This is a genomic window from Martinezella tropici (assembly GCF_003287875.1).
Taxonomy (GTDB): Bacteria; Pseudomonadota; Alphaproteobacteria; order Rhizobiales; family Rhizobiaceae; genus Rhizobium; species Rhizobium tropici_C.
Genome location: NZ_QMKK01000050.1, coordinates 81,590 through 106,004 on the forward strand (window position 1 = coordinate 81,590; position 24,415 = coordinate 106,004).

The 24,415-nt window shown below is 59.6% G+C and carries 20 protein-coding genes and 1 pseudogene; 16 read left to right on the forward strand and 5 right to left on the reverse strand.

What is annotated here, in order from left to right; translation table 11 throughout:
- Positions 1-695: 695 nt before the first annotated feature.
- Entirely contained in the window at positions 696-1,022 is a 327-nt protein-coding gene (locus tag DQ393_RS23845; RefSeq protein WP_112344183.1) for a hypothetical protein, read from the reverse strand.
- Positions 1,023-1,133: 111 nt separating this feature from the next.
- Here DQ393_RS23845 and DQ393_RS23850 point away from each other — a divergent pair, with 111 nt between their 5' ends.
- The 7 genes from DQ393_RS23850 (at position 1,134) to pstB (ending at position 7,552) form a co-directional block, all read left to right on the forward strand.
- On the forward strand, positions 1,134-1,562 hold the full coding sequence (locus DQ393_RS23850) for a CoA-binding protein (protein WP_112344184.1): 429 nt from the start codon (positions 1,134-1,136) through the stop codon (positions 1,560-1,562).
- 160 nt (positions 1,563-1,722) lie between these two features.
- Positions 1,723-3,006 (forward strand): O-acetylhomoserine aminocarboxypropyltransferase, encoded by a 1,284-nt coding sequence (locus tag DQ393_RS23855; protein WP_112344185.1) that lies wholly within the window; start codon positions 1,723-1,725, stop codon positions 3,004-3,006.
- 138 nt (positions 3,007-3,144) lie between these two features.
- Positions 3,145-3,489 (forward strand): cupin domain-containing protein, encoded by a 345-nt coding sequence (locus tag DQ393_RS23860; RefSeq protein WP_112344186.1) that lies wholly within the window; start codon positions 3,145-3,147, stop codon positions 3,487-3,489.
- 315 nt (positions 3,490-3,804) lie between these two features.
- Positions 3,805-4,776 (forward strand): phosphate ABC transporter substrate-binding protein PstS, encoded by a 972-nt coding sequence (gene pstS / locus DQ393_RS23865; protein ID WP_245430443.1) that lies wholly within the window; start codon positions 3,805-3,807, stop codon positions 4,774-4,776.
- A gap of 76 nt (positions 4,777-4,852) precedes the next feature.
- Complete coding sequence (gene pstC, locus DQ393_RS23870) at positions 4,853-5,824, forward strand: phosphate ABC transporter permease subunit PstC (protein WP_112344188.1); 972 nt, start codon at positions 4,853-4,855, stop codon at positions 5,822-5,824.
- Between the two features lie 10 nt (positions 5,825-5,834).
- Positions 5,835-6,686, forward strand: a complete 852-nt coding sequence (pstA, locus tag DQ393_RS23875; RefSeq protein ID WP_095434489.1) for a phosphate ABC transporter permease PstA — start codon at positions 5,835-5,837, stop codon at positions 6,684-6,686.
- A 29-nt stretch (positions 6,687-6,715) separates the two neighbouring features.
- Complete coding sequence (gene pstB / locus DQ393_RS23880; protein WP_112344189.1) at positions 6,716-7,552, forward strand: phosphate ABC transporter ATP-binding protein PstB; 837 nt, start codon at positions 6,716-6,718, stop codon at positions 7,550-7,552.
- A gap of 139 nt (positions 7,553-7,691) precedes the next feature.
- Here pstB and DQ393_RS23885 read toward each other — a convergent pair whose 3' ends face one another.
- Positions 7,692-8,948: a GGDEF domain-containing protein gene (locus tag DQ393_RS23885; RefSeq protein WP_112344190.1), complete on the reverse strand. Its 1,257-nt coding sequence runs from the start codon at positions 8,946-8,948 to the stop codon at positions 7,692-7,694.
- A 403-nt stretch (positions 8,949-9,351) separates the two neighbouring features.
- On the opposite strand from DQ393_RS23885, the gene clpP reads away from it, so the two are divergent.
- The 4 genes from clpP (at position 9,352) to hupB (ending at position 14,876) form a co-directional block, all read left to right on the forward strand.
- Complete coding sequence (clpP, locus tag DQ393_RS23890; protein WP_004122396.1) at positions 9,352-9,984, forward strand: ATP-dependent Clp endopeptidase proteolytic subunit ClpP; 633 nt, start codon at positions 9,352-9,354, stop codon at positions 9,982-9,984.
- A 295-nt stretch (positions 9,985-10,279) separates the two neighbouring features.
- Complete coding sequence (gene clpX / locus DQ393_RS23895) at positions 10,280-11,557, forward strand: ATP-dependent Clp protease ATP-binding subunit ClpX (protein WP_047627083.1); 1,278 nt, start codon at positions 10,280-10,282, stop codon at positions 11,555-11,557.
- A gap of 420 nt (positions 11,558-11,977) precedes the next feature.
- A complete protein-coding gene (gene lon / locus DQ393_RS23900; RefSeq protein WP_112344191.1) occupies positions 11,978-14,398 on the forward strand; it encodes an endopeptidase La in 2,421 nt (806 codons plus the stop codon).
- A gap of 202 nt (positions 14,399-14,600) precedes the next feature.
- Positions 14,601-14,876: a DNA-binding protein HupB gene (gene hupB / locus DQ393_RS23905; RefSeq protein WP_015339480.1), complete on the forward strand. Its 276-nt coding sequence runs from the start codon at positions 14,601-14,603 to the stop codon at positions 14,874-14,876.
- Positions 14,877-15,083: 207 nt separating this feature from the next.
- Here the strand turns inward: hupB and DQ393_RS23910 are convergent, their stop codons facing one another.
- Entirely contained in the window at positions 15,084-15,656 is a 573-nt protein-coding gene (locus DQ393_RS23910) for a TetR/AcrR family transcriptional regulator (RefSeq protein WP_112344192.1), read from the reverse strand.
- Between the two features lie 156 nt (positions 15,657-15,812).
- On the opposite strand from DQ393_RS23910, the gene DQ393_RS23915 reads away from it, so the two are divergent.
- Both DQ393_RS23915 and DQ393_RS23920 read left to right on the forward strand, forming a co-directional pair.
- Positions 15,813-16,163, forward strand: a complete 351-nt coding sequence (locus tag DQ393_RS23915) for a DoxX family protein (RefSeq protein ID WP_245430440.1) — start codon at positions 15,813-15,815, stop codon at positions 16,161-16,163.
- 183 nt (positions 16,164-16,346) lie between these two features.
- A complete protein-coding gene (locus DQ393_RS23920) occupies positions 16,347-16,925 on the forward strand; it encodes a flavodoxin family protein (protein WP_181592413.1) in 579 nt (192 codons plus the stop codon).
- Between the two features lie 170 nt (positions 16,926-17,095).
- Here DQ393_RS23920 and DQ393_RS23925 read toward each other — a convergent pair whose 3' ends face one another.
- Together DQ393_RS23925 and DQ393_RS23930 are read right to left on the reverse strand one after the other, a co-directional pair.
- Positions 17,096-17,833, reverse strand: a complete 738-nt coding sequence (locus DQ393_RS23925) for an SDR family oxidoreductase (RefSeq protein WP_112344195.1) — start codon at positions 17,831-17,833, stop codon at positions 17,096-17,098.
- Positions 17,834-17,977: 144 nt separating this feature from the next.
- Complete coding sequence (locus DQ393_RS23930) at positions 17,978-18,964, reverse strand: aldo/keto reductase (protein ID WP_112344196.1); 987 nt, start codon at positions 18,962-18,964, stop codon at positions 17,978-17,980.
- 222 nt (positions 18,965-19,186) lie between these two features.
- Here DQ393_RS23930 and DQ393_RS23935 point away from each other — a divergent pair, with 222 nt between their 5' ends.
- The 3 genes and pseudogenes from DQ393_RS23935 to DQ393_RS23945 all read left to right on the forward strand — a co-directional run.
- A complete protein-coding gene (locus DQ393_RS23935; RefSeq protein WP_112344197.1) occupies positions 19,187-20,422 on the forward strand; it encodes a metallophosphoesterase family protein in 1,236 nt (411 codons plus the stop codon).
- Complete coding sequence (locus DQ393_RS23940; RefSeq protein ID WP_112344198.1) at positions 20,422-23,877, forward strand: ATP-binding protein; 3,456 nt, start codon at positions 20,422-20,424, stop codon at positions 23,875-23,877. Before DQ393_RS23935 ends, DQ393_RS23940 begins: the two co-directional genes overlap by 1 nt.
- Positions 23,878-23,902: 25 nt before the next feature.
- A pseudogene (locus tag DQ393_RS23945) lies at positions 23,903-24,133 on the forward strand (polysaccharide biosynthesis/export family protein); the annotation flags it as partial.
- Positions 24,134-24,415: the final 282 nt, after the last annotated feature.

The following is a 24,415-nucleotide window of genomic DNA, read 5'->3' on the forward strand; positions in this document are numbered from 1 at the left end:
GAAGGGGGTTCCTTCTATGTTCCAAATCCCTCTTCCGCACATTATAAGTGGCTAATTTATTGGGGTATGAAGCGCGAACAAATATCGCATGTCCTGTGAACGCGTGAGTAGCATTAGACACCACTTACTTAAAAACGACAGTGCGCTCCGTCGGCGAAAGGCCTGGAGTGGGTCATGGCAAAGCCGCGTGGGTGAAAATCGCGGGCAAAAGGCGACATAACGTCAGCTGAGCTATCGAACTTAGTGGCTAATTCTGCAAATAATGAAAAATATTTCCATTTGATATCACTATGGCTGGCGGACGCCACGTTGAAAAACAAACCTTGTCTCAAGTATAGAAACTGCAAAGTCGCCGAGATTCAGGGTATATCTCCGCACGATCACGAAAATTATTCTGTGGATAATTTAAGGGACATCATGTTTTCCATGTTCGCAATCGGTTCTCATTTCAAACGCGGCTACATGAGTTATTTCTAATTTATATGTGAATGAATAGAGAACAAAGATTGCATTTCCTGCGAACGTAACTTCGCGGCCTGCGGGAATCTATGCAAACGCTTCAAAAACTGCTTTGAATGCAAGCGTGCGACGTGATGCGCAAGGCCGCTATGTCGATAGCATGCCACCTCAATGACAATCATTGGTTGTGTCTAGGGGCTGAAGCATCTTCGATGGCCAGCCTTGGCGCATGGCGATCAGCGTCGGAAAATCAATTCGTCGTCGTCGAAATCGGTGGCCGGCCGGCACGTATAGACGGGGCAGGAGGCTCGGTCCTTGGTGGGAAGGTAATCCTGATAGGCATAGTAACCGACATCGCATGAGTCGGCGTTTGCGACATATCGGTCATAAAGCGTCATGTTGGGTGTCCTTCTGGCCGGATAGCGCATGATGACCGCGCGCTCGCGGTTGATCATGGCCCTCGCTTCGGCGCAGGTCATGGACATTGAATTATACCGAGATATGGCGAGAGCCGGGGTGGCGGCGAAAGCAATTGCCAGGCCCAACAGCACGATTTTTTTCATCGGAGCAATCCTCCCTGAAGTTGTTATAATACAGTATATACGTGGATACGGTCGCTGCGGTTTCCATATTTGCGAGAAAACGCAAGTGTGATCGAAGTGGGAGGCTTCGTGATGAACCACGACAATTATGACGATTCCTATATTGCCGATATCCTTCTATCGGTAAGGACCATTGCACTTGTGGGCGCTTCGCCCAATCCTGCTCGCCCAAGTAACGGAGTGATGGCCTATCTTTTGAACAGAGGCTATCGCGTCATCCCCGTCAATCCCGGGCAGGCCGGCAAGGAAATCCTCGGACAATGGGTCTATGCGCATCTGGCCGACATTCCCGAGCCTGTCGATATGGTCGACGTGTTCCGGGCGCCCGAATATCTTCGGTCCGTCGTCGAGGAAGCCATCATGATCGACCCGCGGCCGCCGGTCATCTGGGGACAGCTCGGCGTGCGTGATGATGCGGCGGCGGCAAGAGCCGAGGCGGCGGGTCTCAGGGTCGTAATGGACCGTTGCCCGGCCATCGAATATCCGCGTCTGGTCGCCTGATCGGGACGCGTGGCAGGCCCCGGCTGATTATCGCGCGAACCCACTGAAATATGGCAAGTTTTTTCCGCGAGCCGAAGAGCACGGCAAAGTTCGCGGTTAACTTTCATGTCCCGGCCGCTATGATCTTCCTAGCACAATAAGTTTGGTGGGAGGGAAGATCATGCCGACGAACAATCCTGGCTTCGACACGCTGGCAATCCATGCGGGAGCGCAGCCTGATCCAGCGACCGGCGCCCGCGCAACGCCGATCTATCAGACGACATCCTTTGTTTTTCAGGATGCGGATCATGCCGCCGCGCTGTTCGGATTGCAGCAGTTCGGCAATATCTATACCCGCATCATGAACCCGACGCAGGCCGTGCTCGAAGAGCGGGTGGCGGCTCTCGAAGGCGGAACGGCAGCGCTTGCGGTTGCCTCGGGTCACGCGGCTCAGTTGCTGGTCTTCCACGCCATCATGCAGCCGGGCGACAATTTCGTCGCCGCCAGTCGGCTTTACGGCGGCTCGGTCAATCAGTTCGGTCAATCCTTCAAGAACTTCGACTGGCGGGTGCGCTGGGCCGATCCAGTGGATCCCGCCACCTTCGAGGCGCAGATCGACGGGCGCACCCGCGCCATCTTCATCGAAAGCCTTGCCAATCCGGGCGGCACCTTCGTCGACATCGCCGCGATCGCAGCTATCGCACATAAGCACGGCTTGCCGCTCATCGTCGACAACACCATGGCTAGCCCCTATCTCATCCGGCCGCTGGAGCATGGCGCCGATATCGTCGTGCATTCGCTGACGAAATTCCTCGGCGGCCACGGCAATTCCATGGGCGGTATCATTGTCGACGGCGGTACGTTCGATTGGTCGGCCTCGGGCAATTATCCGATGCTGTCCTCGCCGCGGCCGGAATATAATGGCATCGTGCTGCACGCGACCTTCGGCAATTTTGCCTTCGCCATTGCCTGCCGCGTTCTCGGCCTGCGCGATCTGGGACCGGCAATTTCGCCATTCAACGCCTTTCTGATTCTTACGGGGATCGAGACGCTGCCGCTGCGCATGCAGCGACACTCCGACAATGCCCTTGCCGTCGCGCGTTGGCTGAAGGGCCGGGAGAAGATAGCCTGGGTCAATTATGCCGGTCTGGAGGATGATCCGAACCATGCCCTGCAGCAGCGCTACTCGCCGAAAGGGGCCGGCTCTGTCTTCACCTTCGGCCTGAAAGGCGGATATGAAGCGGGCAAGGGACTGGTGGAAGGGCTGGAGCTCTTCTCGCATCTCGCCAACATCGGCGACACGCGCTCGCTCGTCATCCATCCGGCCTCGACGACGCATAAGCAGTTGACCGACGAGCAGAAGGTCGCTGCTGGCGCCGGTCCGGACGTTGTGCGCCTCTCCATCGGCATCGAGGACGTCAAGGACATCATAGCCGACTTGGAGCAGGCGCTCGCAAAAGTCTGAAGCCTGAACCGAAAGAAGACCGAAAAAGCTCGACAGCGCCTTTGACCGCAGCGTATTTCATGTTGTCGCGGTCCGCGATCGCCGAATGGTGATTGCGGGCTTTTGATCTTGGCGAAACGTGATCGACGGGGGAGTTGAGTGGCAACCTATCTGCAACTGAATGTCGATGGCGTGGAGCCAGAGGCAGGTGCGCCCGCAGCGGATCGTCTCATTTCAGGAGCTCCGATTTTTCGAACCTGGAACCTCGACGAGGCTGATGGCGGCCTTTATGCCGGTGTCTGGGAAGCGACGCCGGGCAAATGGAGGATCGTCTATGACGAGTGGGAGTACTTTCACATTCTCTCCGGCTATTCCATTGTGACAGCTGACGACGGCGAAGCCTTTCATCTGCGTGCAGGCGACCGCCTCATCTTGAAACCGGGCTTCAAGGGGATCTGGGAAGTCATTGAAACGACTCGCAAGGATTATGTGATCCGTCTCTGACGACGTCGTTGAATCAAAACATGAAGTTCGCGTTCGCCTGCTGCCCGCGGCGGTCCGTTCCGTGCGGATCCGTGATGACCGTGATGATTGCCACAGGTTGTGTCACCGCCGCTTCATTAAACTGTCATCAAACTGAAACAATGCGGCATTAGAGCCATCACTGTCGCCAGGAGGTCGAGGTGGGGTTCCTAACCGATGGGATACTTCGTGCTCAGCTTCTGCCCGCCATCCCTTTCATCACTCTGGGAAGTGAGTTCAATCATGTTGAATCAGAAATTTCGTTCGCTTTGCCTGACTGCAGGCTTCATCGCGGCTATGTCCGTTTCGGCCTCGGCTGCCGACATCACGGGCGCCGGCTCGAGCTTCATCGCTCCGGTTCTGTCCAAGTGGGCCGAAGGCTACAAGGCAGCGACGAACAATGTCGTCAACTATCAGTCGGTCGGTTCGGGCGCCGGCATCAAGCAGCTTCTCGACAAGACCATCGTATTCGGCGCTTCGGACAAGCCGATGAGCGACGCTGACCTCGAGAAGAACGGCATCGCCCAGTTCCCGATGATCTCCGGCGGCATCGTCGTCTCCTATAACGTCGAAGGCGTAAAGCCGGGCGAACTCGTTCTCGACGGCAAGACGCTGGCCGACATCTTCCTCGGCAAGATCACCAAGTGGGACGATGCGGCCATCAAGGCTCTCAACCCGGAGGTGAAGCTGCCTTCCACGCCGATCTCCGTCGTTTACCGCGCCGACAGCTCGGGCACGACCTTCAACTTCACCGACTACCTGTCGAAGGTTTCGCCGGAGTGGAAGGAAAAGGTTGGCTCGAACACGGCTGTTGAATGGCCGGTCGGCTTCGGCGCCAAGGGCTCGGAAGGCGTTTCCACCACCGTCAACCAGACGGCTGGTTCGATCTCCTACGTTGAATATTCCTACGTCGTCGCCAACCACATCGGTTTTGCGAAGATGAAGAACGCTGCCGGCAAGGTTATCGAGCCGAGCCTGGAAACGTTCAAGGCTGCCGCTTCCAACGCCGATTGGGCCAAGGCCAAGAACTTCAACCTGATCATCACCAATCAGCCGGGCGAAAAGAGCTGGCCGATTGCCGCCTCGACCTGGGTTCTGCTCTACAAGAAGCCGGCCGACGCTGCTAAGAACGAAGAAGCGCTGAAGTTCTTCAAGTGGTCCTATGAGCATGGCCAGAAGGACGCGGCCGCCCTGTCTTATCTCGCGGTCCCAGACAATGTTGTCGAGATCGTCGAGAAGTCTTGGAAGACGGACTTCGGCACGAAGTAATTTGTGCTAGGCGAGAAAATTGCGGCGGGCAGGGTTTTTCCCTGTCCGCCTTTTGTGACAGGACAAGGGGAAATCGATGGCTGACGCGACTCAGATGGCGGGCTTTCAGGCTGTGAATACCTCCGCCGCGACCAGAAAATTCCGAATCCAGGATCGGATTTTCTATTTGATGACGCTTGGCTCGGCTGTTCTTGTCGTGCTTCTGCTGCTGGCAATCCTCGTGGTTCTTGTCATCGATGCCTTGCCCACATTTCAGACCTTTGGCTTGTCGTTCCTTTGGGGCACCAAGTGGAGCGCGCCGGCCGATATTTATGGCGCCGTGCCTGCCGTCGTCGGTACGCTTGTAAGTTCGTTCATCGCCATGCTGATTGCTGTTCCCCTCGGCATCGGCATCGCCATATTCCTGACGGAACTTTGCCCCGGCAGCCTGCGCCGTCCGATCAGCACCGCCATCGAGCTTCTGGCGGGCGTTCCCTCCATTATCTACGGCATCGTCGGCCTGTTCATTCTGGTGCCGCTGATGCAGAACTATATCCTGCCGTTCCTGATCGCGACGGTCGGCCGGGTGCCGGTGATCGGCCTGCTGTTCCAGCCGCCGGCCCCGGGCGTCGGCCTGCTGACGGCAAGCCTCGTGCTCGCCGTCATGATCCTGCCCTTCATCACCGCGATCTCCCGCGACGTGTTCAGCACCGTGCCGCCGATGCTGCGCGAATCCGCCTACGGCATGGGCATGACCACATGGGAAGTGGCCCGCCACATCCTGATCCCCTACACACGCCGCGGCCTCGTCGGCGGCATCATGCTCGGCCTCGGCCGCGCTCTTGGCGAAACCATGGCCGTTACCTTCGTCGTAGGCTCGGTAAGCCGTCTGCAATCGTCGATCATTTCGCCGTCCACCACCATTTCCGCCCAGATCGCGAACAACTTCGGCGATGCCGACGGTCTGCAATTGTCGAGCCTGATTGCGCTCGGCCTGCTTCTGTTCGTCCTTTCCTTCTGCGTGCTTGCCGCAGCGAGGTGGATGATCGGCCGCGGCGACTCGCTCTGAGGGAAAAACCATGGAAAATGCAGTTCGTCAGAATCTCGTGTCGAGGCGTTATACGAAGAACAAGGTGATGATGGCCCTGTCCTTCCTCGCGGCCATTCTCGGCATATTCTTTCTCAGCGTGATCCTTGTCAGCCTGGTTTATCGCGGTGTATCGGCGCTCAGCCTCGACGTGTTCACCATGTCGATCCCGGCTCAGGGCTCGCGCGGCGGTCTGATAAACGCAATCTACGGCACGGTGCTGGTCACCGGCTGCGCCATCCTGATCGCCGCGCCGATCGGCATTCTCGCCGGCACCTACCTGGTGGAATATGCCAACGGCACCAAACTTGCCGAGGCTGCCAAGTTCATCAACGACATTCTGCTGTCCGCACCCTCGATCATCGTCGGCGTGTTCGTCTACGGCGCCGTGGTCGTGCCCATGCACGGCAACTCCGCCATCGCGGGCATCCTCGCATTGGCGCTGATCGCGCTCCCGGTCGTCAACCGTACGACGCAGGACATGCTGTTGCTGGTGCCGAATGCGCTTCGTGAAGCGACCGCCGCGCTCGGTGCGCCGCGATGGAAGTCCATGATGATGGTGATCTACCGTTCCGCCTGGACCGGCATTCTCACCGGCATTCTGCTGGCCATCGCCCGCATCAGCGGCGAAACCGCACCGCTTCTCTTCACTGCCGGCTACAGCAAATTCATGAATACGGGCCTGACCGGTCCGATCGCCACGCTGCCGGTTGCCATCAACACGCTTGCCGCCGATGCCGGCGAGGATCTCAAACAACTGGCCTGGGCCGGCGCGCTGATCATCACCGTTGCCATCCTTGCGCTGAACATCCTTGCCCGTGTCCTGAGTGGGCGCCGCCAATGACGCAGCCGTCGAACGATAGGAATGAGACCATGAACATGAGCGACAGCAAATTCCAGAGCGTCAACGCACAACAGGGGAAGGACGCTGCTTCCCAGTCGGATCTCGGTGCGCTCGCGAAGCTCGAGGTGAAGAAACTCGATTTCACCTATCAGAACGGCCATCGTGTTCTGAAGAGCGTGAACATGAATATCCGCAAGAATGCGGTCACCGCATTCATCGGCCCTTCGGGTTGCGGCAAGTCCACGCTGCTGCGCACCTTCAACCGCATGTATGATCTTTATCCGGGCCAGACGGTTGCCGGCGAGATCCTGCTTGATGGCCGCAATATCCTGACCAAGGACGTCGATCTGAACGATCTGCGCGCCAAGGTCGGCATGGTGTTCCAGAAGCCGACGCCGTTCCCGATGTCCATCTACGAAAACGTCGCTTTCGGTATCCGCCTCTATGAGAAGATCTCCAAGGCGGAAATGGACGTCCGCGTCGAGGCGGCGCTGACGGAGACCGCGCTGTGGAGCGAAGTCAAGGACAAGCTGCACCAGAGCGGACTTGGCCTTTCCGGCGGCCAGCAGCAGCGCCTCTGCATTGCTCGCGCCATCGCTATTCGCCCCGAAGTCCTGCTGCTCGACGAGCCGACCTCGGCTCTCGACCCGATCTCGACCGCCAAGGTCGAGGAATTGGTATCGCAGCTGAAGGGTGATTTCACGATCGTCATCGTCACGCACAACATGCAGCAGGCAAGCCGCATCTCCGACAGCACCGCCTTCATGTATCTGGGCGAACTCATCGAATATGGCGCGACCGAGCAGATATTCCAGGCGCCGAAGGTCAAGCGCACGGAAGACTACATCACCGGTCGTTACGGTTGATACGGACGGAGATTGCCGCGTAATCTGTGAAGGCGCGCTGCCGAAGCGCGCCTTTTGTGTTCAGGATGGCCCCTTTGCGGGGCAGTCGTGCGATTTGATCAAACCAAAGCCCATGCGATGGATGTGCCGAACGAGCCGGTCACATCCTGGCGAGCGTGCCCATGCGCCTCAGAGCATGAATCTGATCGTCAAGGGTCGGCACAAGCTCGCCGTCGTCGGCGCCCGGCGCTGCCTCCGCCTCCTTCGCAGTTTCCATTTCATTGAAGACGATGGTGCAGTTGCGGCCGGCGCGCTTGGCGGCATAAAGCGCGTGATCCGCGAATGAGACCAGGCGGTCCCAGCTGACGGTGTCGCGCGGCATGATCGAAACGCCGATGCTGACGGTTGCCGGCACCAGCGTGCGCCCAGCAAGCAGCGGCACACGGCAGAAATCGGCGCGGATGGTTTCGGCCAAGGCTTCGGCCTGGGACTGATCTTCTATGGGAACGAAGGCGACGAATTCTTCTCCACCCATTCGGCCGAACGCACCGCTGCGCGGCACGAACTGCCGGGCGATACGGGCAAATTCTGTCAGAACGGCATCGCCCGTCTGATGGCCGTGGCGATCGTTGATCTTCTTGAAGTGATCGAGGTCGAACAGCAGCGCGGCGAGCTTCTGTGGCCGCTGTTGCTGTCCTTCTCCGGCGAGAATCTCATAGCTTTCCTGAAGCCCGCGCCGGTTCAGAACCCCCGTCAGCGCATCGGTGATGGAGATCGCCCGCCAGCGACGCTCGGCGCGCTCCATCAGCAGCTTGCCGTTCAGAACGATGGCAACGATGATGAGCAGCCCGTAGCCGAGCGCCATATAACCGCGATAGATCATGGCCTCTTCCAGCGAGGGGGCTACAAGCACCATCCAGAGAGCCGAGCCGAAACAGAAGCAGGCGAGGCCCATGAAGACGATGCCGAGCTGCCCGCGCGCCGGCTCGCGGCGGCCATCGGCCGGGTGGACGGCAAAGGCGAGCAAGGTCGCGCCGACGGCACCGGCAAGATCGTAGACAATGACGCGATTGGCGAAATTGCCGCTGACCCAAGGCAGACTGACGCCGACCACCCAGATGACAGGCGGCAGGAGTGCCGACCATTCCAGCTTGCGCTTGTCCATCAAGCGGAACCCGGCAATCCATGCGCTTTCGCCGAGCAGCGCCACCGCATTGCCGATCTGGATCGACCAGATGTCGGGAACGACGCCGCGAGCCGCCACCAGCGCGAATCCAACCGCGCTGACCGTAAATCCGATGGCCCAGATCAGATAGGTGGGGGATTTGCGATCGTGCCTCCAGGCGAAGAGCAGTACGGTCGCCAGGGTGATGGCTTCCGAGCACCAGATGGTCAGACCCGTGGTCATATTCAGCACGATGGGTGTTTCTCCACTCCCTTCGGATCGTTGGCACAAACGCGCAACGATTCTCGCGATTGGCCCATCCTTGCCGAATAAGATGGTAAGTTCATTAAATGAGTTGGTAAATTTTACTTGTGTCTTCGAATTCTCGTCGGATCGGGGTAGCTTTCATGCTTCCTTCACCTTGCGGCCGGGAAATGCAGTGGGCAGCCGGTGGCGCGGCGCCATGGCATCTTGGCATTCGAGGCGCGGTGTTTAGAAATGCTTTGTCGACGCCCCCGCAGGCATTACTGCTTTTTGACGATATGCTTTTGCGCGTCTTGAAGTGAAGGGCAGGGACACTCTATGTAGGAGTAAAGGATTTTTACTCCGATTCCCGGCGTTTCCGTCGCCGGGGCAAGTTTGATAAAGGACGCACATGAGAAATCCAGTCGATACAGCTATGGCTCTGGTGCCGATGGTTGTTGAGCAGACCAATCGTGGGGAACGGTCTTACGACATCTATTCCCGACTGCTGAAGGAACGCATCATTTTCCTGACCGGCCCGGTTGAGGACCATATGGCGACGTTGGTGTGCGCCCAGCTTCTCTTCCTCGAGGCCGAAAACCCGAAGAAGGAAATTGCGCTTTACATCAATTCGCCGGGTGGTGTCGTGACCGCCGGCATGGCGATCTACGACACGATGCAATTCATCAAGCCGGCCGTTTCGACGCTCTGCATCGGCCAGGCTGCGTCCATGGGCTCGCTGCTGCTTGCCGCAGGCGACAAGGACATGCGTTTCGCCACGCCGAATTCGCGCATCATGGTTCACCAGCCCTCGGGCGGTTTCCAGGGCCAGGCTTCTGATATCGAGCGCCATGCGCGCGACATCATCAAGATGAAGCGCCGCCTGAACGAAGTTTATGTCAAGCATTGCGGTCGGACCTACGAGGAAGTTGAACAGACGCTCGATCGTGACCATTTCATGTCCTCCGACGAGGCCAAGGAATGGGGTCTTATCGACAAGGTGCTGACGTCGCGTACCGAAATAGAAGGTGAAAGCGCCTCGTGATTTATCCACGAGGCGGTGACTTCTACGCCACAGTTCTATCCCATTTGTGATCGAATAGGGGTTTAATGTGGAGCGGAACGCGGTAATAGTAAGATTCATGCTATGTAGCGTTTTTGTGACATGGCATTCGGCATTCGAAGGGGGATCGTTGCCACGCAGTTCTGGTCTTTGACCGATCTGCGTTCAGTACCCTGAAGGGCGCCGCGATCTGCAAACGAGGGGCAGGTCCGGCGGGCGCATTGAGTGGACCGCGATTTCGATCTGGAAATTGGCGGCGTGCTGGAAGGAAAGTGATATGAGCAAAGTCAGCGGCAGCAACGGCGGCGACTCGAAGAACACGCTTTATTGTTCGTTCTGCGGTAAGAGCCAGCATGAAGTCCGGAAGCTGATTGCCGGACCGACCGTCTTCATCTGCGACGAGTGCGTCGAGCTATGCATGGACATCATCCGCGAGGAAAACAAATCCTCGATGGTGAAGTCCCGTGACGGCGTTCCGACCCCGCAGGACATCATCAAGGTTCTCGACGAATACGTCATCGGCCAGCGGCAGGCGAAGAAGATCCTCTCCGTTGCCGTTCATAACCATTACAAGCGTCTCGCACACGCATCGAAGAATGGTGACGTCGAGCTGGCGAAGTCGAACATCATGCTCGTCGGTCCGACCGGTTGCGGCAAGACCTATCTGGCTCAGACGCTCGCGCGCATCATCGACGTGCCTTTCACCATGGCCGATGCGACGACGCTGACCGAAGCGGGCTATGTCGGCGAAGACGTCGAAAACATCATCCTCAAGCTGCTGCAGGCCGCCGATTACAATGTCGAGCGCGCACAGCGCGGTATCGTCTACATCGACGAAGTCGACAAGATTTCCCGCAAGTCGGACAATCCGTCCATCACGCGTGACGTCTCGGGCGAGGGCGTGCAGCAGGCGCTCCTGAAGATCATGGAAGGCACGGTGGCTTCGGTTCCCCCGCAGGGCGGCCGCAAGCATCCGCAGCAGGAATTCCTGCAGGTGGACACGACCAACATCCTCTTCATCTGCGGCGGCGCTTTCGCCGGCCTCGACAAGATCATCTCCGCCCGTGGCGAGAAGACTTCGATCGGCTTCGGGGCGACCGTCAAGGCACCGGATGACCGCCGCGTCGGCGAAGTGCTGCGCGAGCTGGAGCCGGAAGATCTGGTGAAGTTCGGCCTCATCCCGGAATTCATCGGCCGTCTGCCGGTTCTGGCGACGCTGGAGGACCTCGACGAGGATGCGCTGATCCAGATCCTGTCCGAGCCGAAGAACGCGCTCGTCAAGCAGTATCAGCGTCTGTTCGAGATGGAAGATGTCGAGCTGACCTTCCACGAGGATGCGCTGCGCGAAATCGCCCGCAAGGCGATCGTCCGCAAGACGGGTGCCCGCGGTCTGCGTTCCATCATGGAGAAGATCCTGCTCGACACCATGTTCGAGCTGCCGGCACTGGAAGGCGTGCGCGAAGTGGTCATTTCCGAGGAAGTGGTCCGCGGCTCTGCCCGCCCGCTCTACATCTATGCCGATCGGCAGGAAGAAAAGGCCAACGCAACGGCCTGACGCCCGCATCTGCGATCACGAATCGGGGGCTCGTCGTCGACGGGCCCCTTTCTGTTTGAAAAATCGTGCAGTTTGCTGATAAAGTCTTGGATAAGCTTATAGGAACGCGGTCGAAACCGGTTGTGAAGAGCCTCTGCTGCAGCCATCATGGAATGATTCTGGAGCATCTGGCGAGTTGGGCATGAGCCCGGTGTTCTTCCTCGGATTCCGCTTCGCTGGTGATTGTTTTGAGTGGCCGGGCTTCGTGTTTGTTGTTGCGTTCCTCCTCGTAAACGAGCGGGGCTGCCGTGTGACGGCGGCATGTCTCGCATGACTTGAAATAGGTAGTGTGAAGCTCCACTTGTTTACCAAGTGAGAGAGCCGGCTAATCCCTCCCAGCCGGCAGAGAGCCCGGGAACGGGACGACGGAAAGGAAATAAGATGAGTAAGAAAACGTCTGCGGCACACGAGAGCATTGCCTATCCGGTTTTGCCGTTGCGCGACATCGTGGTTTTCCCCCACATGATCGTGCCTTTGTTCGTCGGACGGGAGAAATCCATTCGGGCGCTGGAAGAGGTCATGGGTTCGGACAAGCAGATCATGCTGGTCACCCAGATCAATGCCAGCGATGATGATCCCGCGCCGGACGCCATCCACAAGGTCGGTACCGTTGCCAATGTTCTGCAGCTGCTGAAACTGCCCGACGGCACCGTGAAGGTGCTGGTCGAAGGCCGTGCGCGCGCAGAGATAGACGAATATACCGGCCGCGAGGATTTCTATGAAGCCCTCGGCCACGTTCTGCACGAGCCGGAGGAAGACCAGGTCGAGCTGGAAGCGCTGAGCCGCTCCGTCGTTTCGGAATTCGAAAGCTACGTGAAGCTCAACAAGAAGATCTCGCCGGAAGTGGTTGGCGCTGCCAGCCAGATCGACGATTATTCGAAGCTGGCCGATACTGTCGCCTCGCATCTGTCGATCAAGATCACCGAGAAGCAGGAAATGCTGGAAACCACCAGCGTTAAGGCTCGCCTTGAAAAGGCGCTCGGCTTCATGGAAGGCGAGATTTCGGTTCTGCAGGTCGAGAAGCGCATCCGCTCGCGCGTCAAGCGCCAGATGGAGAAGACGCAGCGCGAATATTACCTGAACGAGCAGATGAAGGCGATCCAGAAGGAGCTCGGCGACGGCGAGGAAGGCCGCGACGAGATGGCCGAACTGGAAGAGCGCATCTCCAAGACCAAGCTTTCCAAGGAAGCCAAGGAAAAGGCCGATGCGGAGCTGAAGAAGCTGCGTCAGATGAGCCCGATGTCGGCGGAAGCCACCGTGGTGCGCAATTATCTCGACTGGCTGCTGGGTATCCCCTGGCACAAGAAGTCGAAGATCAAGGCCGATCTGAACAATGCCGAGAAGATTCTCGAAGCGGATCATTTCGGCCTGGAAAAGGTCAAGGAACGCATCGTCGAATATCTGGCCGTCCAGGCGCGCGCGACCAAGATCAAGGGACCGATCCTGTGCCTCGTCGGCCCTCCGGGCGTCGGCAAGACCTCGCTTGCCCAGTCGATCGCCAAGGCGACCGGCCGTGAGTATGTCCGCATGGCGCTTGGCGGCGTTCGCGACGAAGCCGAGATCCGCGGTCACCGCCGCACTTATATCGGCTCGATGCCCGGCAAGGTCATCCAGTCGATGAAGAAGGCCAAGAAGTCCAACCCGCTCTTCCTGCTGGACGAAATCGACAAGCTCGGCCAGGACTATCGCGGCGATCCGTCTTCGGCCCTGCTGGAGGTGCTGGACCCGGCGCAGAACTCGACCTTCATGGATCACTACCTGGAAGTCGAATATGACCTGTCGGACGTGATGTTCATCACGACGGCGAATACCTTGAATATCCCTGCGCCCCTGATGGACCGCATGGAGATCATCCGTATCGCCGGCTATACCGAAGACGAGAAGCGCGAAATCGCCAAGCGGCACCTGCTGCCGAAGGCCATCAAGGAACATGCGCTGCAGCCGAATGAATTCTCGGTCAGCGACGATGCCCTGATGGCGATCAGCCAGCAGTACACCCGCGAAGCCGGTGTGCGTAACTTCGAGCGCGAATTGATGAAGCTCGCCCGCAAGGCGGTCACCGAGATCATCAAGGGCAAGACCAAGTCCGTTGCGATCACCGCTGCGAATATCGACGAATATCTGGGCGTTCCGCGCTTCCGCCATGGCGAAGCCGAGCGCGAGGATCAGGTCGGTGTCGTGACCGGTCTCGCCTGGACTGAGGTCGGTGGCGAGCTGCTGACGATCGAAGGCGTGATGATGCCGGGGAAGGGCCGCATGACGGTCACCGGCAACCTGAAGGAAGTCATGAAGGAATCGATTTCGGCGGCGGCGTCTTACGTCCGTTCGCGCGCCGTCGATTTCGGTATCGAACCGCCGCGCTTCGACAAGAGCGACATCCACGTGCATCTGCCGGAAGGTGCGACGCCGAAGGATGGTCCGTCGGCCGGTGTTGCCATGGCAACCGCGATCGTCTCGATCATGACTGGCATCCCGGTTTCCAAGGATGTGGCCATGACGGGTGAAATCACGCTGCGCGGCCGCGTGCTGCCGATCGGCGGCCTGAAGGAAAAGCTGCTGGCGGCACTGCGCGGCGGCATCAAGAAGGTGCTGATCCCGGAAGAAAACGCCAAGGATCTGGCGGAGATTCCGGACAACGTGAAGAACAGCATGGAAATCATCCCCGTGTCGCGCATGGGTGAGGTGATCAAGCACGCGCTTGTTCGCCGGCCCGAGCCGATCGAATGGGACGGCACCGTGGAAACGCCTGTAATTGCTACCGTTGAAGGCGTTGACGAAGTCGGTTCGACCATCGCTCATTGAGGCTCTTCGCCTCAATTCTGTCGAATTGATCCAAAAGGCGAAAAGACCGGCAATTTTGCCGGTCTTTTTTTGTGAAAAGCGCACGGCGGTGCTTGCTTTTCCTTGATTTGCAGGGCTTTTGGGGTTGCGGCGGGTAAGAGCATTCCTATTTTGCGCCCCGCTTACTGATAAGTCGTTTCATACCAAAGAAAGGGGTGGAAACATGAACAAGAATGAGCTCGTGTCCGCAGTGGCCGAGAAGGCCGGTATCACGAAGGCTGACGCTGCTTCCGCTGTTGACGCTGTTTTCGATACTGTCCAGGCTGAACTGAAGAAGGGTGGCGACATTCGCCTCGCTGGTTTCGGCAGCTTCACCGTTTCCCACCGTGCAGCCACGAAGGGCCGTAACCCGTCCACCGGCGCTGAGGTCGATATTCCTGCTCGCAACGTACCGAAGTTCACGCCCGGCAAGGGCCTGAAGGACTCGGTCAACAGCTAATTCGTTTTCACCCGCCGCGAGGCTTTGCCTTGCGGGTGGACAACATCGGGGCCCGCGTTTGCGGGCCCTTTTTTGTGGCTTCCTGCAGCAATGCCACCGTGGCTGCTTTGGGCCTCAACAGCCAAACTCCAAGCGCTTATACCCTTCGCCTTATCCCGCATTTTCCAAGCCATCTATGCGCGATCAGGTTAATCGCAAGACGCGTTCTCAGGGTTGACCCGACACCATCTGCGTAATGAGCGCGATACGTTGAGCCCGAAAAGCGGGTCTTATCCGCCCGTGGCGTTCAAGCTCTGCCAAACCGTGAAGTGCTGCCCAGAAGGTTTCGGTAGCGGTATCCGCATCCTGGGAGAACGGCGCGATCACCGTCGCCATGGCTCCAAAACCATCGCGAAGCTGAGCCGGCGTGTCGGATCTGGCGAAACGAAGCCCGGTCGGCAGGACGAACATTGCCTCGTACATCGCAGGGCGATCGAAAGCGAAATCAAGATAAGCGGTTGCGACGTCTTCCACGCGCTCCTTTGACGTGGACGATGGCCGGATTGCGGCGCGGAGTATCGCGGCCAATTCGCCGAAACCTTCGAGCGCGACCGCTCCGACGATCTGATCGCGATTTTCGAAATGCGAATAGAGAACCGGCTGACTGTATTCTATTTCCTCCGCGAGACGCCGGATCGTGACGGAAGCCCAGCCGTCACGTTCCGCGATCGTCCTCGCAGCGACGACGATCCTGCGTTCACGTTCGCCTCGCTCTCGAGTCTTGCGTTCGCTGATACCCACCCTGCGTCCTCAATCTGCATGCGCCGCGATTTTCCTGATGCGAAACTATCAAAAGGAACGTCGATTGACAAACTAGCAATGCTAGAATAATTATTATCGCTATAACAGCTTCATACGCTCGGTTCATCAGCGAAGAGAATATCAATGAGTCTTCCCATGAAACTTTTCACAGGCACAACGTCACTCGATACCATCCTCGTCTGGCTGGCCGCCTGGGCGTTTCTCGTTGGCGCTGTCGTCAACGCGAGCGGACATCCGAAAATCCGCGCGGGGTTCGTGCAACTTCGATTTCCGTTCTGGTGGTGCTGGGTCACGGCTGCCTTTGAGCTCGCAACCGCGGTGCTTTTGGTTACAGCCGGCACCCGATATATCGGGATTGTATTGGGCGCCTGCATCATGCTCGTCGCGATCGCTGCCATTTTTCGTATCCGGAACTATCGAGAACTTCCGCCACCTTTCGTGTTCCTGTTGCTGCTGGCACTGGCGGGTATCAGCGGCCAAGTCTGAAATCTGGCGGCAAACAAGTGCCTTCCAGATGAAGGCCTGTGCATAGCTGCCCGAAGAAAACCCCCGCCGGGGCGTCGGGTTTCTCCACCCTCTGTCATCAATCCACCTGGAAGAAGACGCCGGTCGGAGCGACCTCGCTTCCGGAAAGCGCAAAGCAATGGCCAGAAGGAGGCCAAAACCATCATGTCAAATCGCACGGCAAGCACAGTCGTCGTCTATCATTCCGGCTACGGCCACACCCAGCGGATGGCGGAAGCCGTAGCGGAAGGGGCGGGCGCGGTACTTTGCGCCATCGATGCGGATGGCAACCTTTCCGATGACGGATGGGCCGCGTTGGACGCCGCCGACGCCATCGTCTTCGGATCGCCCACCTACATGGGTGGCCCGAGCTGGCAATTTAAGAAGTTCGCCGATACGTCCTCGAAGGCTTGGTTCACCAGCAAATGGCAGGACAAGGTTTTCGGAGGCTTCACCAACAGCGCCAGTTTGAACGGCGATAAACTCAATACTCTCGAATACTTCGTTCTTCTGGCGGGGCAGCACGGAGGTCTTTGGGTCAGTTTGGGGGTAAAGCCGGCGAACGTGAAGGCTTCGAAGCGCGACGATGCAAACAGGATGGGATCCTACATCGCGCCAATGGCGCAATGCGATGCCGACGCAGCCCCGAGCGAAATGTCGATCGGCGACCTGGAAACTGCTCGAGCTTACGGCGAGCGCGTTGCGCGAGTTGCGCAGCGGTTCGCGTCGGCTCAAGGTGCCTGATGCCGTAACCTCAGCATGTGAAAGACAGGAGATTCCGGCGAGCAGAGCAGTTTGCCTGCAACCTGATCGGCCGATCCGCACGTGGCGATGTCAGGAAACAGGCAATAACCGAGGCTGCTCGCTCTGCTCGCCCGGCTGCACCATTGATCCGTTTTCGCCGCCTGGTGATATCAGAGCAATGTCCGCCCGCCATTGACCGCGAGCTTCTGGCCGGTGATGAAATCTGCCTTGCTGGAAGCGAGAAAGACGACGGCATCGGCGATATCTTCGGGCGTGCCGAAACGGGCCATAGGCGTATGAGCGAGATAGCCGTCCCTTGCTTCTTGCGAAGCGCCGGCATGACGCTCGACCGGAATCCAGCCGGGCGCAACGAGATTGACCGTAATCCCCTCCGGCGCCAGCTCTCTCGCCCAGGAGCGCGTCATCGATAACATGGCGCCCTTGGCGGAGGCATAATTGCCGAAATTCGGATTGCCGAGCTCGGCGATCTCGGAACCGATGTTGATGACGCGGCCGGATTTGCGCGCCCGCCAATCGGGAAGTACGGCCTGAAGCAGCTCCAGCGGCGCCTTGACGAAGAATTCGAGCTGGTCGAGGTAAGTCCGCCAGGATTGCTCCATCAGCGGCATGTCCGGCTGGGGACCCGTCGCATTGTTGACGATGAGATCGACGGGTCCGAGCGATGCCCTGATCTTTTCCAGCCCGTCCACAAGCTGGTCCTTGTCGATCACGCTGAACCGGGCGGCAAATGCCTGCCCGCCACGCTGCCGGATGGTCTCGACAACCCTCTCGGCACCCCGCGTATCGCTCGCATAATTGACGGCGACGGCCCAGCCAGCCTCGGCAAGCTCCAAGGCGATCACCGCACCCAGACCGCGAGAGGCGCCCGTTACCAGCGCTACTTTCATGACATTCCTCCTTGGAACCTGTCCGGCCCCTTTTCCTCAATGGCATCAAGCTTGGGCAGCATATTGATGCCGTCCCCGCACCTACGGAACAACATGCCCATGGTGGCCGAAAGCGCCTTCCGGCCACCATTTCAGATATGGATGTTACCAGCGATGGTGAACATGCGGCGCGATCAGACGCTCGTAGATCTCGCGCGTGGCTGCCATGACATCGGCTGAAAGGGGAGCCAGATCGGCCGCGGCGGCATTGGCCTTGGCCTGCTCGGCATTGCGGGCACCAGGGATGACGACGGTGACGGCCTCGTTCATCAGGATCCAACGCAGCGCAAAAGCTGCCATGCTCACGCCGGCCGGAACCAGCTTGCGCACCTCCTCCACGGCCTGAAGACCGACTTCGAACGGTACGCCGGCAAAGGTCTCGCCGACGTCGAAGGCCTCGCCATGGCGGTTGAAGCTGCGGTGGTCGTCGCTGGCGAATTGCGTATCGCGGGTGATCTTGCCGGAGAGCAGGCCGGAGGCGAGGGGAACGCGGGCGATGACGGCCACGTTCTTGCGCTTGGCTTCCTTGAAGAACAGGTGATCGGGACGCTGTCGGAAGATGTTGTAGATGATCTGGATGCTGAGCACGCCCGGATACTCGATCGCCTTCAGCGCCTCCTCGACCAGTGCGACGCTGACGCCATATCCCTTGATTTTTCCGGCCTTGTGCAGTTCGTCGAGACCGGCGAAGACTTCGGGCCGATAAAGAACTTCAGTCGGCGGGCAGTGAAGCTGCACGAGATCAAGGCTCTCGACGCCGAGGTTCTTCAGGCTGCGGTCGATGAAGCCTTCCAGATTGGCCTTGGTATAGCCCTCGGCCACATGCGGGTTCAGCCGGCGGCCAGCCTTTGTTGCCACCATCGGGCGCTCGCCGCCACGCGCCTTCAGGACGTCGGCGATGATCTTTTCCGAGCGGCCATCGCCATAAACGTCGGCGGTATCGATGAAGGTCATGCCGGCATCGAGGGCGGCGTTCAATGCTGCGCGGCCATCGGCCTCGCTGACATCGCCCCATGCGCCGCCGATCTGCCAGGCGCCGAAGCCGACATCGGTCACGATAAAGGGCGTCCGTCCGAAAGCATGATGTCTCATGAAAAGTCTCCTCTCTTTATTCGTAAGATGATAGCGCAGTAGCAGCCGCCCGACAGGGCCACAAGCGCGGATCGGCGATTGCGGATCGCAATCGCGTGACTGAGAAATATGACAGACTCCACCTGGCTTGCGAAACCATTGGATGAAGTGGTGCATGCGGTGTTCATCGCGTCTCCGTTTCCTTAAAAGGAAAGTCCGGATATCTGACTGCTATCGGAACCCATGCCCTCTTTCAGTTTCATTCATGCCGCCGATCTGCACCTTGGCAGCCCCTTTCAAGGCCTGGCTCTGAAGGATGCCGCCGTCGCTGCGGTCTTCGTCGAAGCCAGTCGCAAGGCGTTCTCGACGCTTGTCGATCTGGCGATTGAAAGGGGCGTCGATTTCTTTGTGATTGCCGGCGATGTCTATGACGGCGACTGGAAGGACAACAAGATCGGCCTGTTCTTCAATCGCGAGATGGCGCGGCTGGAGCGCGCGGGCATTCCGGTCTATCTGCTGCGCGGCAATCACGATGCGGCAAGCGTCATCACCAAGACCATCACATTGCCGCCAAACGTCCACGAATTTCCGACGGGCAAGCCGGGCAGCGTCAGGCTGGAAGCGCTGAAGGTGGCGCTTCATGGCCAGGGCTTTGCCGAACGCTCCGCCAACGACAATCTGGCGATTTCCTACCCCGCACCCGTCTCCGGCTGGTTCAATATCGGCATTCTTCACACCTCGCTCACCGGCCGCGAGCCGCATGCGCCTTATGCTCCATGCTCTGTCGACGACCTGCGATCGCGCGGCTATGACTATTGGGCGCTCGGCCACGTGCACGACTATGAAGTGGTGGCGCAGGATCCGCTCGTCATTTTTCCGGGCAATCTGCAGGGACGCAACATTCGCGAACGCGGTGCCAAGGGTGCGGTACTGGTGACCGTCGAAGACGGACGCATCGTGCATGAGCGCATCATCGTCGACGAGGCCCGTTTTGCGCAGGCCGATATTGTCGTCGATCCGGAGGACGATCAGGCGGCGATCCTGCGCCATGTGGAGCAGGCGGTGCAGCCAATTGCCGATGAGATGGCGGGTCGTATGACCGCGCTGCGCGTCCGGCTTTCCGGTGTGACGCCATTACACGGTGTGATAGCTGCCAACCGCCAGCAATGGCGCGATGAGGTGGAAGCCGCCTGCCACCGCGTGCATGAGGATATCTGGCTGGAAAAGCTGGAACTGCGGCTGGAACCGCTGCCGGAAAGATCGGCAGAGGCGGACGGCGTGCTTGATCTGCGCCAGCTACTGGCAGACCATGCCGGCGATGCGGATATTCTGGCGGAAGCTCACCGGTTGATCGACGAGATCGCCGTGCGCCTGCCGGGTGGCCTTGGCGCAACGGAATTGCCGCTGGACGACGGCATGGACACCCTCATCGAAGAGGCGCGGCAATTGCTGCTGGCGCGCGGGCAGAGGGCAGGCTGATGCGCTTCACCCGCCTCGATATTCTCCGCTATGGCGCGCTGACCGATCGCCCGATCGATTTTCGTTCCGGTGCGCGGTTGCATGTGATCTATGGTCCGAACGAGGCTGGCAAATCCTCGGCTCTCAGCGCAATCTCCGATCTGCTGTTCGGTTTCCCGACGGCGGCCGAGCAAAGCTTCCTGCATGAACCCGGGGCTTTGCGGATCGGAGCAGACATCCGCGCGCGCGATGGTACATGCTTGAGTTTCCGCCGCCGCCGTGGCCGCAAGGGGACGCTTCTCGCGCCCGACGATAAGGAGACGGCGCTCGCCGAAGATGTACTTTCGCCCTTCCTCGGCAATTTAAGCCGCGATGTCTTCGAGCGTGCCTTCGGCCTCGATTCGCAGCGACTGCGGCAAGGCGCGACCGCCATGTTGCGCAGCGGCGGCGAGATCGGCAGCCTGCTGTTCTCGGCGGCGTCCGGCCTGACCGGCCTGTCCCGCCTGCGCCAGTCATTGGAAGTTGAAGCCGACGGCATCTATGCAGCCAGGCGCTCGAAGGATCGCGGCTTCTATCAGGCTCTCGACCGGTACGAAGATGCCCGCAAGGCAGAGCGAGACAACGAGTTGAAGTCCGGCGACTGGAAGAAGCTGCTTGCCGAAGCGGCCGAGCTGGAGACGGAACTTGCGCGCCTGCAGGCGGAGCGCCGCAGCACACGCGAGGCGCTGGACCGGCTCCAGCGGCTGAAGACCCTGCAGCCCTTGCTCGCCGAGATCGATGCGGAAAGCCAAGCACTCGACGGCCTTTCCGATCTCGCCGCCATACCGGATGGCTTCGCCGATACGCTCGAACAGAGATTGCGCGAGAGGCAGGCAAGCGAAGAGGAACTGCGCCGTGCTCGGCAAGCTGTTGCGCGCGCCGAGGAAGACCTCGCAGGCATCCAGGTGGATGAAGCGCTGCTGCAGATGTCGGGCGATATCACGCAGCTCTTTGCCGATACCGGCAACTACCGCGCCCAGCGTCACGATCTGCCGCGCGTCGATCAGGAGCTTGCCGGTTACGACATGACGCTCTCGCAGCTTGCCCGTCGCCTCGGTCTTGCCGAAGCCGAGCTGGAACGGCAGCAGCCGAGCGATATTGACCGCGTGCGCCTTTCAGAGCTGGTGGAGCAGGGCAGGCAGCTTGCGCGGCAGAGGCAGTCGCTTGCCGAGCAAGCGGACAGTGAGCGCAAGCATTTGGCCACGCTCGAGAAGGACAGCCTCAACGGGCGGCTGATCGACCCGAGACCTTATATTGACCAGCTTGAGGCTTTGGGCAGCGATCTCTCTGCCTTGGCCCGCCTCGACGGACTGGAAACGCAGATACGTCGCACCGAAGCCGATCTTCATGAGGCAGCCGCGCGGCTGCAGCCACCTGTCGGTGACATTGGTGCATTGTTCTCGGTACCGCTGCCGGAAGTGCCGGAGATTACAGGACATCGCGATATCATCGACGCCGCTCGATCGAAGGTGCGTGAGGCTACCGCCAAGCTGCAGACCTACGATGAGCAACTGGCTGAGATAGCACGAACGCTTGTGGATGCCGAGCGCACCGGGCCGATCGTCGCGCGCGAACAGCTCATCGCCGCGCGTGAAAATCGCGATGCGCAATGGGCCGTCATCCAGCAGAGATGGACGGACGGCGCCGTGCCGGAGACTAAGCTGCTTGCGGCACTGACCGTCAGCGTGGCCGAGGCGGACCGTCTGGCCGATGCCGCCCTTAGTGATGCGGATCGTGTCGCACGCCATGCCGATTATCGTTTGCGGCAGGCGCGTCTAATGCAGGAGCGGGAGGAGGCTTACGGTCGGCTCAGGGGTTGCGAGAAAGCGCTGAAGGATGCACAGGCAGCCTTTGCAGCCCTTTTTGAGCCTTGCGGCGTCGATGCCATCGACCCATCGACGATGCTGGAATGGCGCCGCGGAGTAGAGCTGTTGCGACGCGAGCGCAAGGCGTTGCGAGAGCTAGTCGATCAACGGGATGAGAATGCGTTGGCCGAAGACCGCGTCTTGCCCGCTCTGCAGGATATCGTCGAGGCAACCGACTATAAGAGCGGCCGCCTTCCGCCGGCAGCGATTGCGGAAGGTCTGCGCAAGCATCTGCGTCTTCTGTCCGAACGCTGGAGCGAAAGCCGCACGCGAGAAGGGGAGATCGGCGCGGCGCGTGAACGGCTGGCCCGGTTCGACGACCAGCAACAGAGCTTGGAACGACAGTACACCGATTGGCGCGGCGCATTCGCCAAAGCCGCGGAACTGCTCGGTCTGCCGTCCGACACGACCCTGGAGATGGCGAGTGCCGCCCTGAAGGCATGGCAGGAGCTGCCCGATGTCCTGGCGGAGCGCGAAAACCGCCTGCGTAGGGTCAATGGCATGCGGCGCGACATGGCGGATTTCGAGCGGCGACTGGCGACCCTTGCCGCCAATAGCGGTTATGAGCTGGACCATCTGCCACCGGATGCTGCTGCCGAGGCGCTGCACACCCGCGTCAACGCCACGCGCGGCGAGTTGAAGAAGCGCGACGCCCTGGAAGAAGAGCAGCAGCGCGGGGAAGGGCTCGTGGCACGCCAGGAGGCTGCGCTCGCAGCCATTGTTGCTGAACTCGATCATCTGACTGCAGATCTAGGCGGTATGGAGGACCTGCCGGCACTCCTCTCTCGCCTGCGCGAACGCACGCGTCTCACCGCCCGGCTCGTCGAAAGCCGCGATCGTTTCCGCCAGCAGGCTGACGGCAAGGCCGAAGACGATCTTCGCGCCGAGCTGGCCGGCTTCGAACGCGTCGCCGCCGATCTCGAAATCGAGCGGCTGACCGAGGAAGACCAGCGGCAGTTCGCCGTGCATGGCGAACTTTCCGCACGGCTGGCGGAGAACCGCCGCCAGCGGCAGGCGCTGGAAACAGGTGTCAGCGCCGAATACGCGGTTTTTGAAAAGCTCTCGGCCGAGCAGGAGGCAAAGGATCTCGCGCGGCAATGGGTTGTCCTGAAGATTGCGGCCCGCATGCTCGCCGGTTCGATGGAGGCTTATCGCGAAAGGCAGGCCGATCCGGTCATCCGGCGTGCCGGCGAGCTATTCTCGCAGCTGACGGGTGGCCGCTTCTCCCGCCTGGTCGAAGCCCACGATGAAAGCGACGCGCTGCAGTTGCTCGCGGAACGCGCGGCCGGCGAACGCGTGCCGCTCGACGGCTTGAGCGAAGGCACTGGCGATCAGCTTTATTTCGCGCTGCGGCTGGCATTCCTCGAAGACTATTCCGCCCGCAACGAGCCTGCGCCGTTGATCGTCGACGACATCTTCCAGACCTTCGACGACGAGCGCGTCAGCGCCGGTCTACAGGTACTGGCCGCAACGGCCGATCGCTTCCAGACGATCCTCTTTACCCATGAGAGAAGTGTGGTCGACATTGCCAAAAGCGAAATCGGCAAGGATCTGGATCTGATCCAGCTCTGACCGGCTCGCAGATCGCGCTACGGCATCGACGGGGATGGTGCCCGATGCCAAGGGACGCTATCCGATCGTCTACCGTTTTGACATGTCCAATCCCGATAGCCTGGTCGTTGGACAGACCTTTCCGGTCAAGAGCCGCGACGTTATCTATGTCTCGCGTCATCCGTCGGTTGATATTCGAAAATTCTTGAACCTTATCGGCACGCCATTGGGTATTGCCTCGCAAGGAGCGGCGACTGCGGCGAATCTGGGACAGTAGCCGGGCGATGGGGCTTTGCAGCTCTGGCGACGGCTGCTTGTGCCTCTATTCGTTGGTGAGTGCCGACATCTGTATGATCGTGACGGATCATGCCTTGTGAACGGGCGGAATTCGTCGCGAACTGAATGCGGAAATAATTACAGGGAACGTGAACAAGGGCAGCGATTTTCTACGCGGTGAGGGGCTGAGAGATCTCATATTGCATCGGTTGTTGCACTGCCGCATACTGGTTGTACACGCAGATTTTTTATCAGTGACAACCATAGATAATGATGATGTGGG

What these genes read in the sequence shown, in the direction of transcription:
- DQ393_RS23925 (WP_112344195.1), bottom strand. Translation starts at nt 17,833, where the DNA reads ATGAAAGTAGCGCTGGTAACGGGCGCCTCTCGCGGTCTGGGTGCGGTG.
- hupB (WP_015339480.1), top strand. Translation starts at nt 14,601, where the DNA reads ATGAACAAGAATGAGCTCGTGTCCGCAGTGGCCGAGAAGGCCGGTATC.
- lon (WP_112344191.1), top strand. Translation starts at nt 11,978, where the DNA reads ATGAGTAAGAAAACGTCTGCGGCACACGAGAGCATTGCCTATCCGGTT.
- DQ393_RS23940 (WP_112344198.1), top strand. Translation starts at nt 20,422, where the DNA reads ATGCGCTTCACCCGCCTCGATATTCTCCGCTATGGCGCGCTGACCGAT.
- DQ393_RS23915 (WP_245430440.1), top strand. Translation starts at nt 15,813, where the DNA reads ATGAAACTTTTCACAGGCACAACGTCACTCGATACCATCCTCGTCTGG.
- DQ393_RS23935 (WP_112344197.1), top strand. Translation starts at nt 19,187, where the DNA reads ATGCCCTCTTTCAGTTTCATTCATGCCGCCGATCTGCACCTTGGCAGC.
- DQ393_RS23930 (WP_112344196.1), bottom strand. Translation starts at nt 18,964, where the DNA reads ATGAGACATCATGCTTTCGGACGGACGCCCTTTATCGTGACCGATGTC.
- DQ393_RS23920 (WP_181592413.1), top strand. Translation starts at nt 16,347, where the DNA reads ATGTCAAATCGCACGGCAAGCACAGTCGTCGTCTATCATTCCGGCTAC.
- clpX (WP_047627083.1), top strand. Translation starts at nt 10,280, where the DNA reads ATGAGCAAAGTCAGCGGCAGCAACGGCGGCGACTCGAAGAACACGCTT.
- DQ393_RS23855 (WP_112344185.1), top strand. Translation starts at nt 1,723, where the DNA reads ATGCCGACGAACAATCCTGGCTTCGACACGCTGGCAATCCATGCGGGA.
- DQ393_RS23845 (WP_112344183.1), bottom strand. Translation starts at nt 1,022, where the DNA reads ATGAAAAAAATCGTGCTGTTGGGCCTGGCAATTGCTTTCGCCGCCACC.
- clpP (WP_004122396.1), top strand. Translation starts at nt 9,352, where the DNA reads ATGAGAAATCCAGTCGATACAGCTATGGCTCTGGTGCCGATGGTTGTT.
- pstS (WP_245430443.1), top strand. Translation starts at nt 3,805, where the DNA reads ATGTCCGTTTCGGCCTCGGCTGCCGACATCACGGGCGCCGGCTCGAGC.
- pstC (WP_112344188.1), top strand. Translation starts at nt 4,853, where the DNA reads ATGGCTGACGCGACTCAGATGGCGGGCTTTCAGGCTGTGAATACCTCC.
- pstA (WP_095434489.1), top strand. Translation starts at nt 5,835, where the DNA reads ATGGAAAATGCAGTTCGTCAGAATCTCGTGTCGAGGCGTTATACGAAG.
- pstB (WP_112344189.1), top strand. Translation starts at nt 6,716, where the DNA reads ATGAACATGAGCGACAGCAAATTCCAGAGCGTCAACGCACAACAGGGG.
- DQ393_RS23850 (WP_112344184.1), top strand. Translation starts at nt 1,134, where the DNA reads ATGAACCACGACAATTATGACGATTCCTATATTGCCGATATCCTTCTA.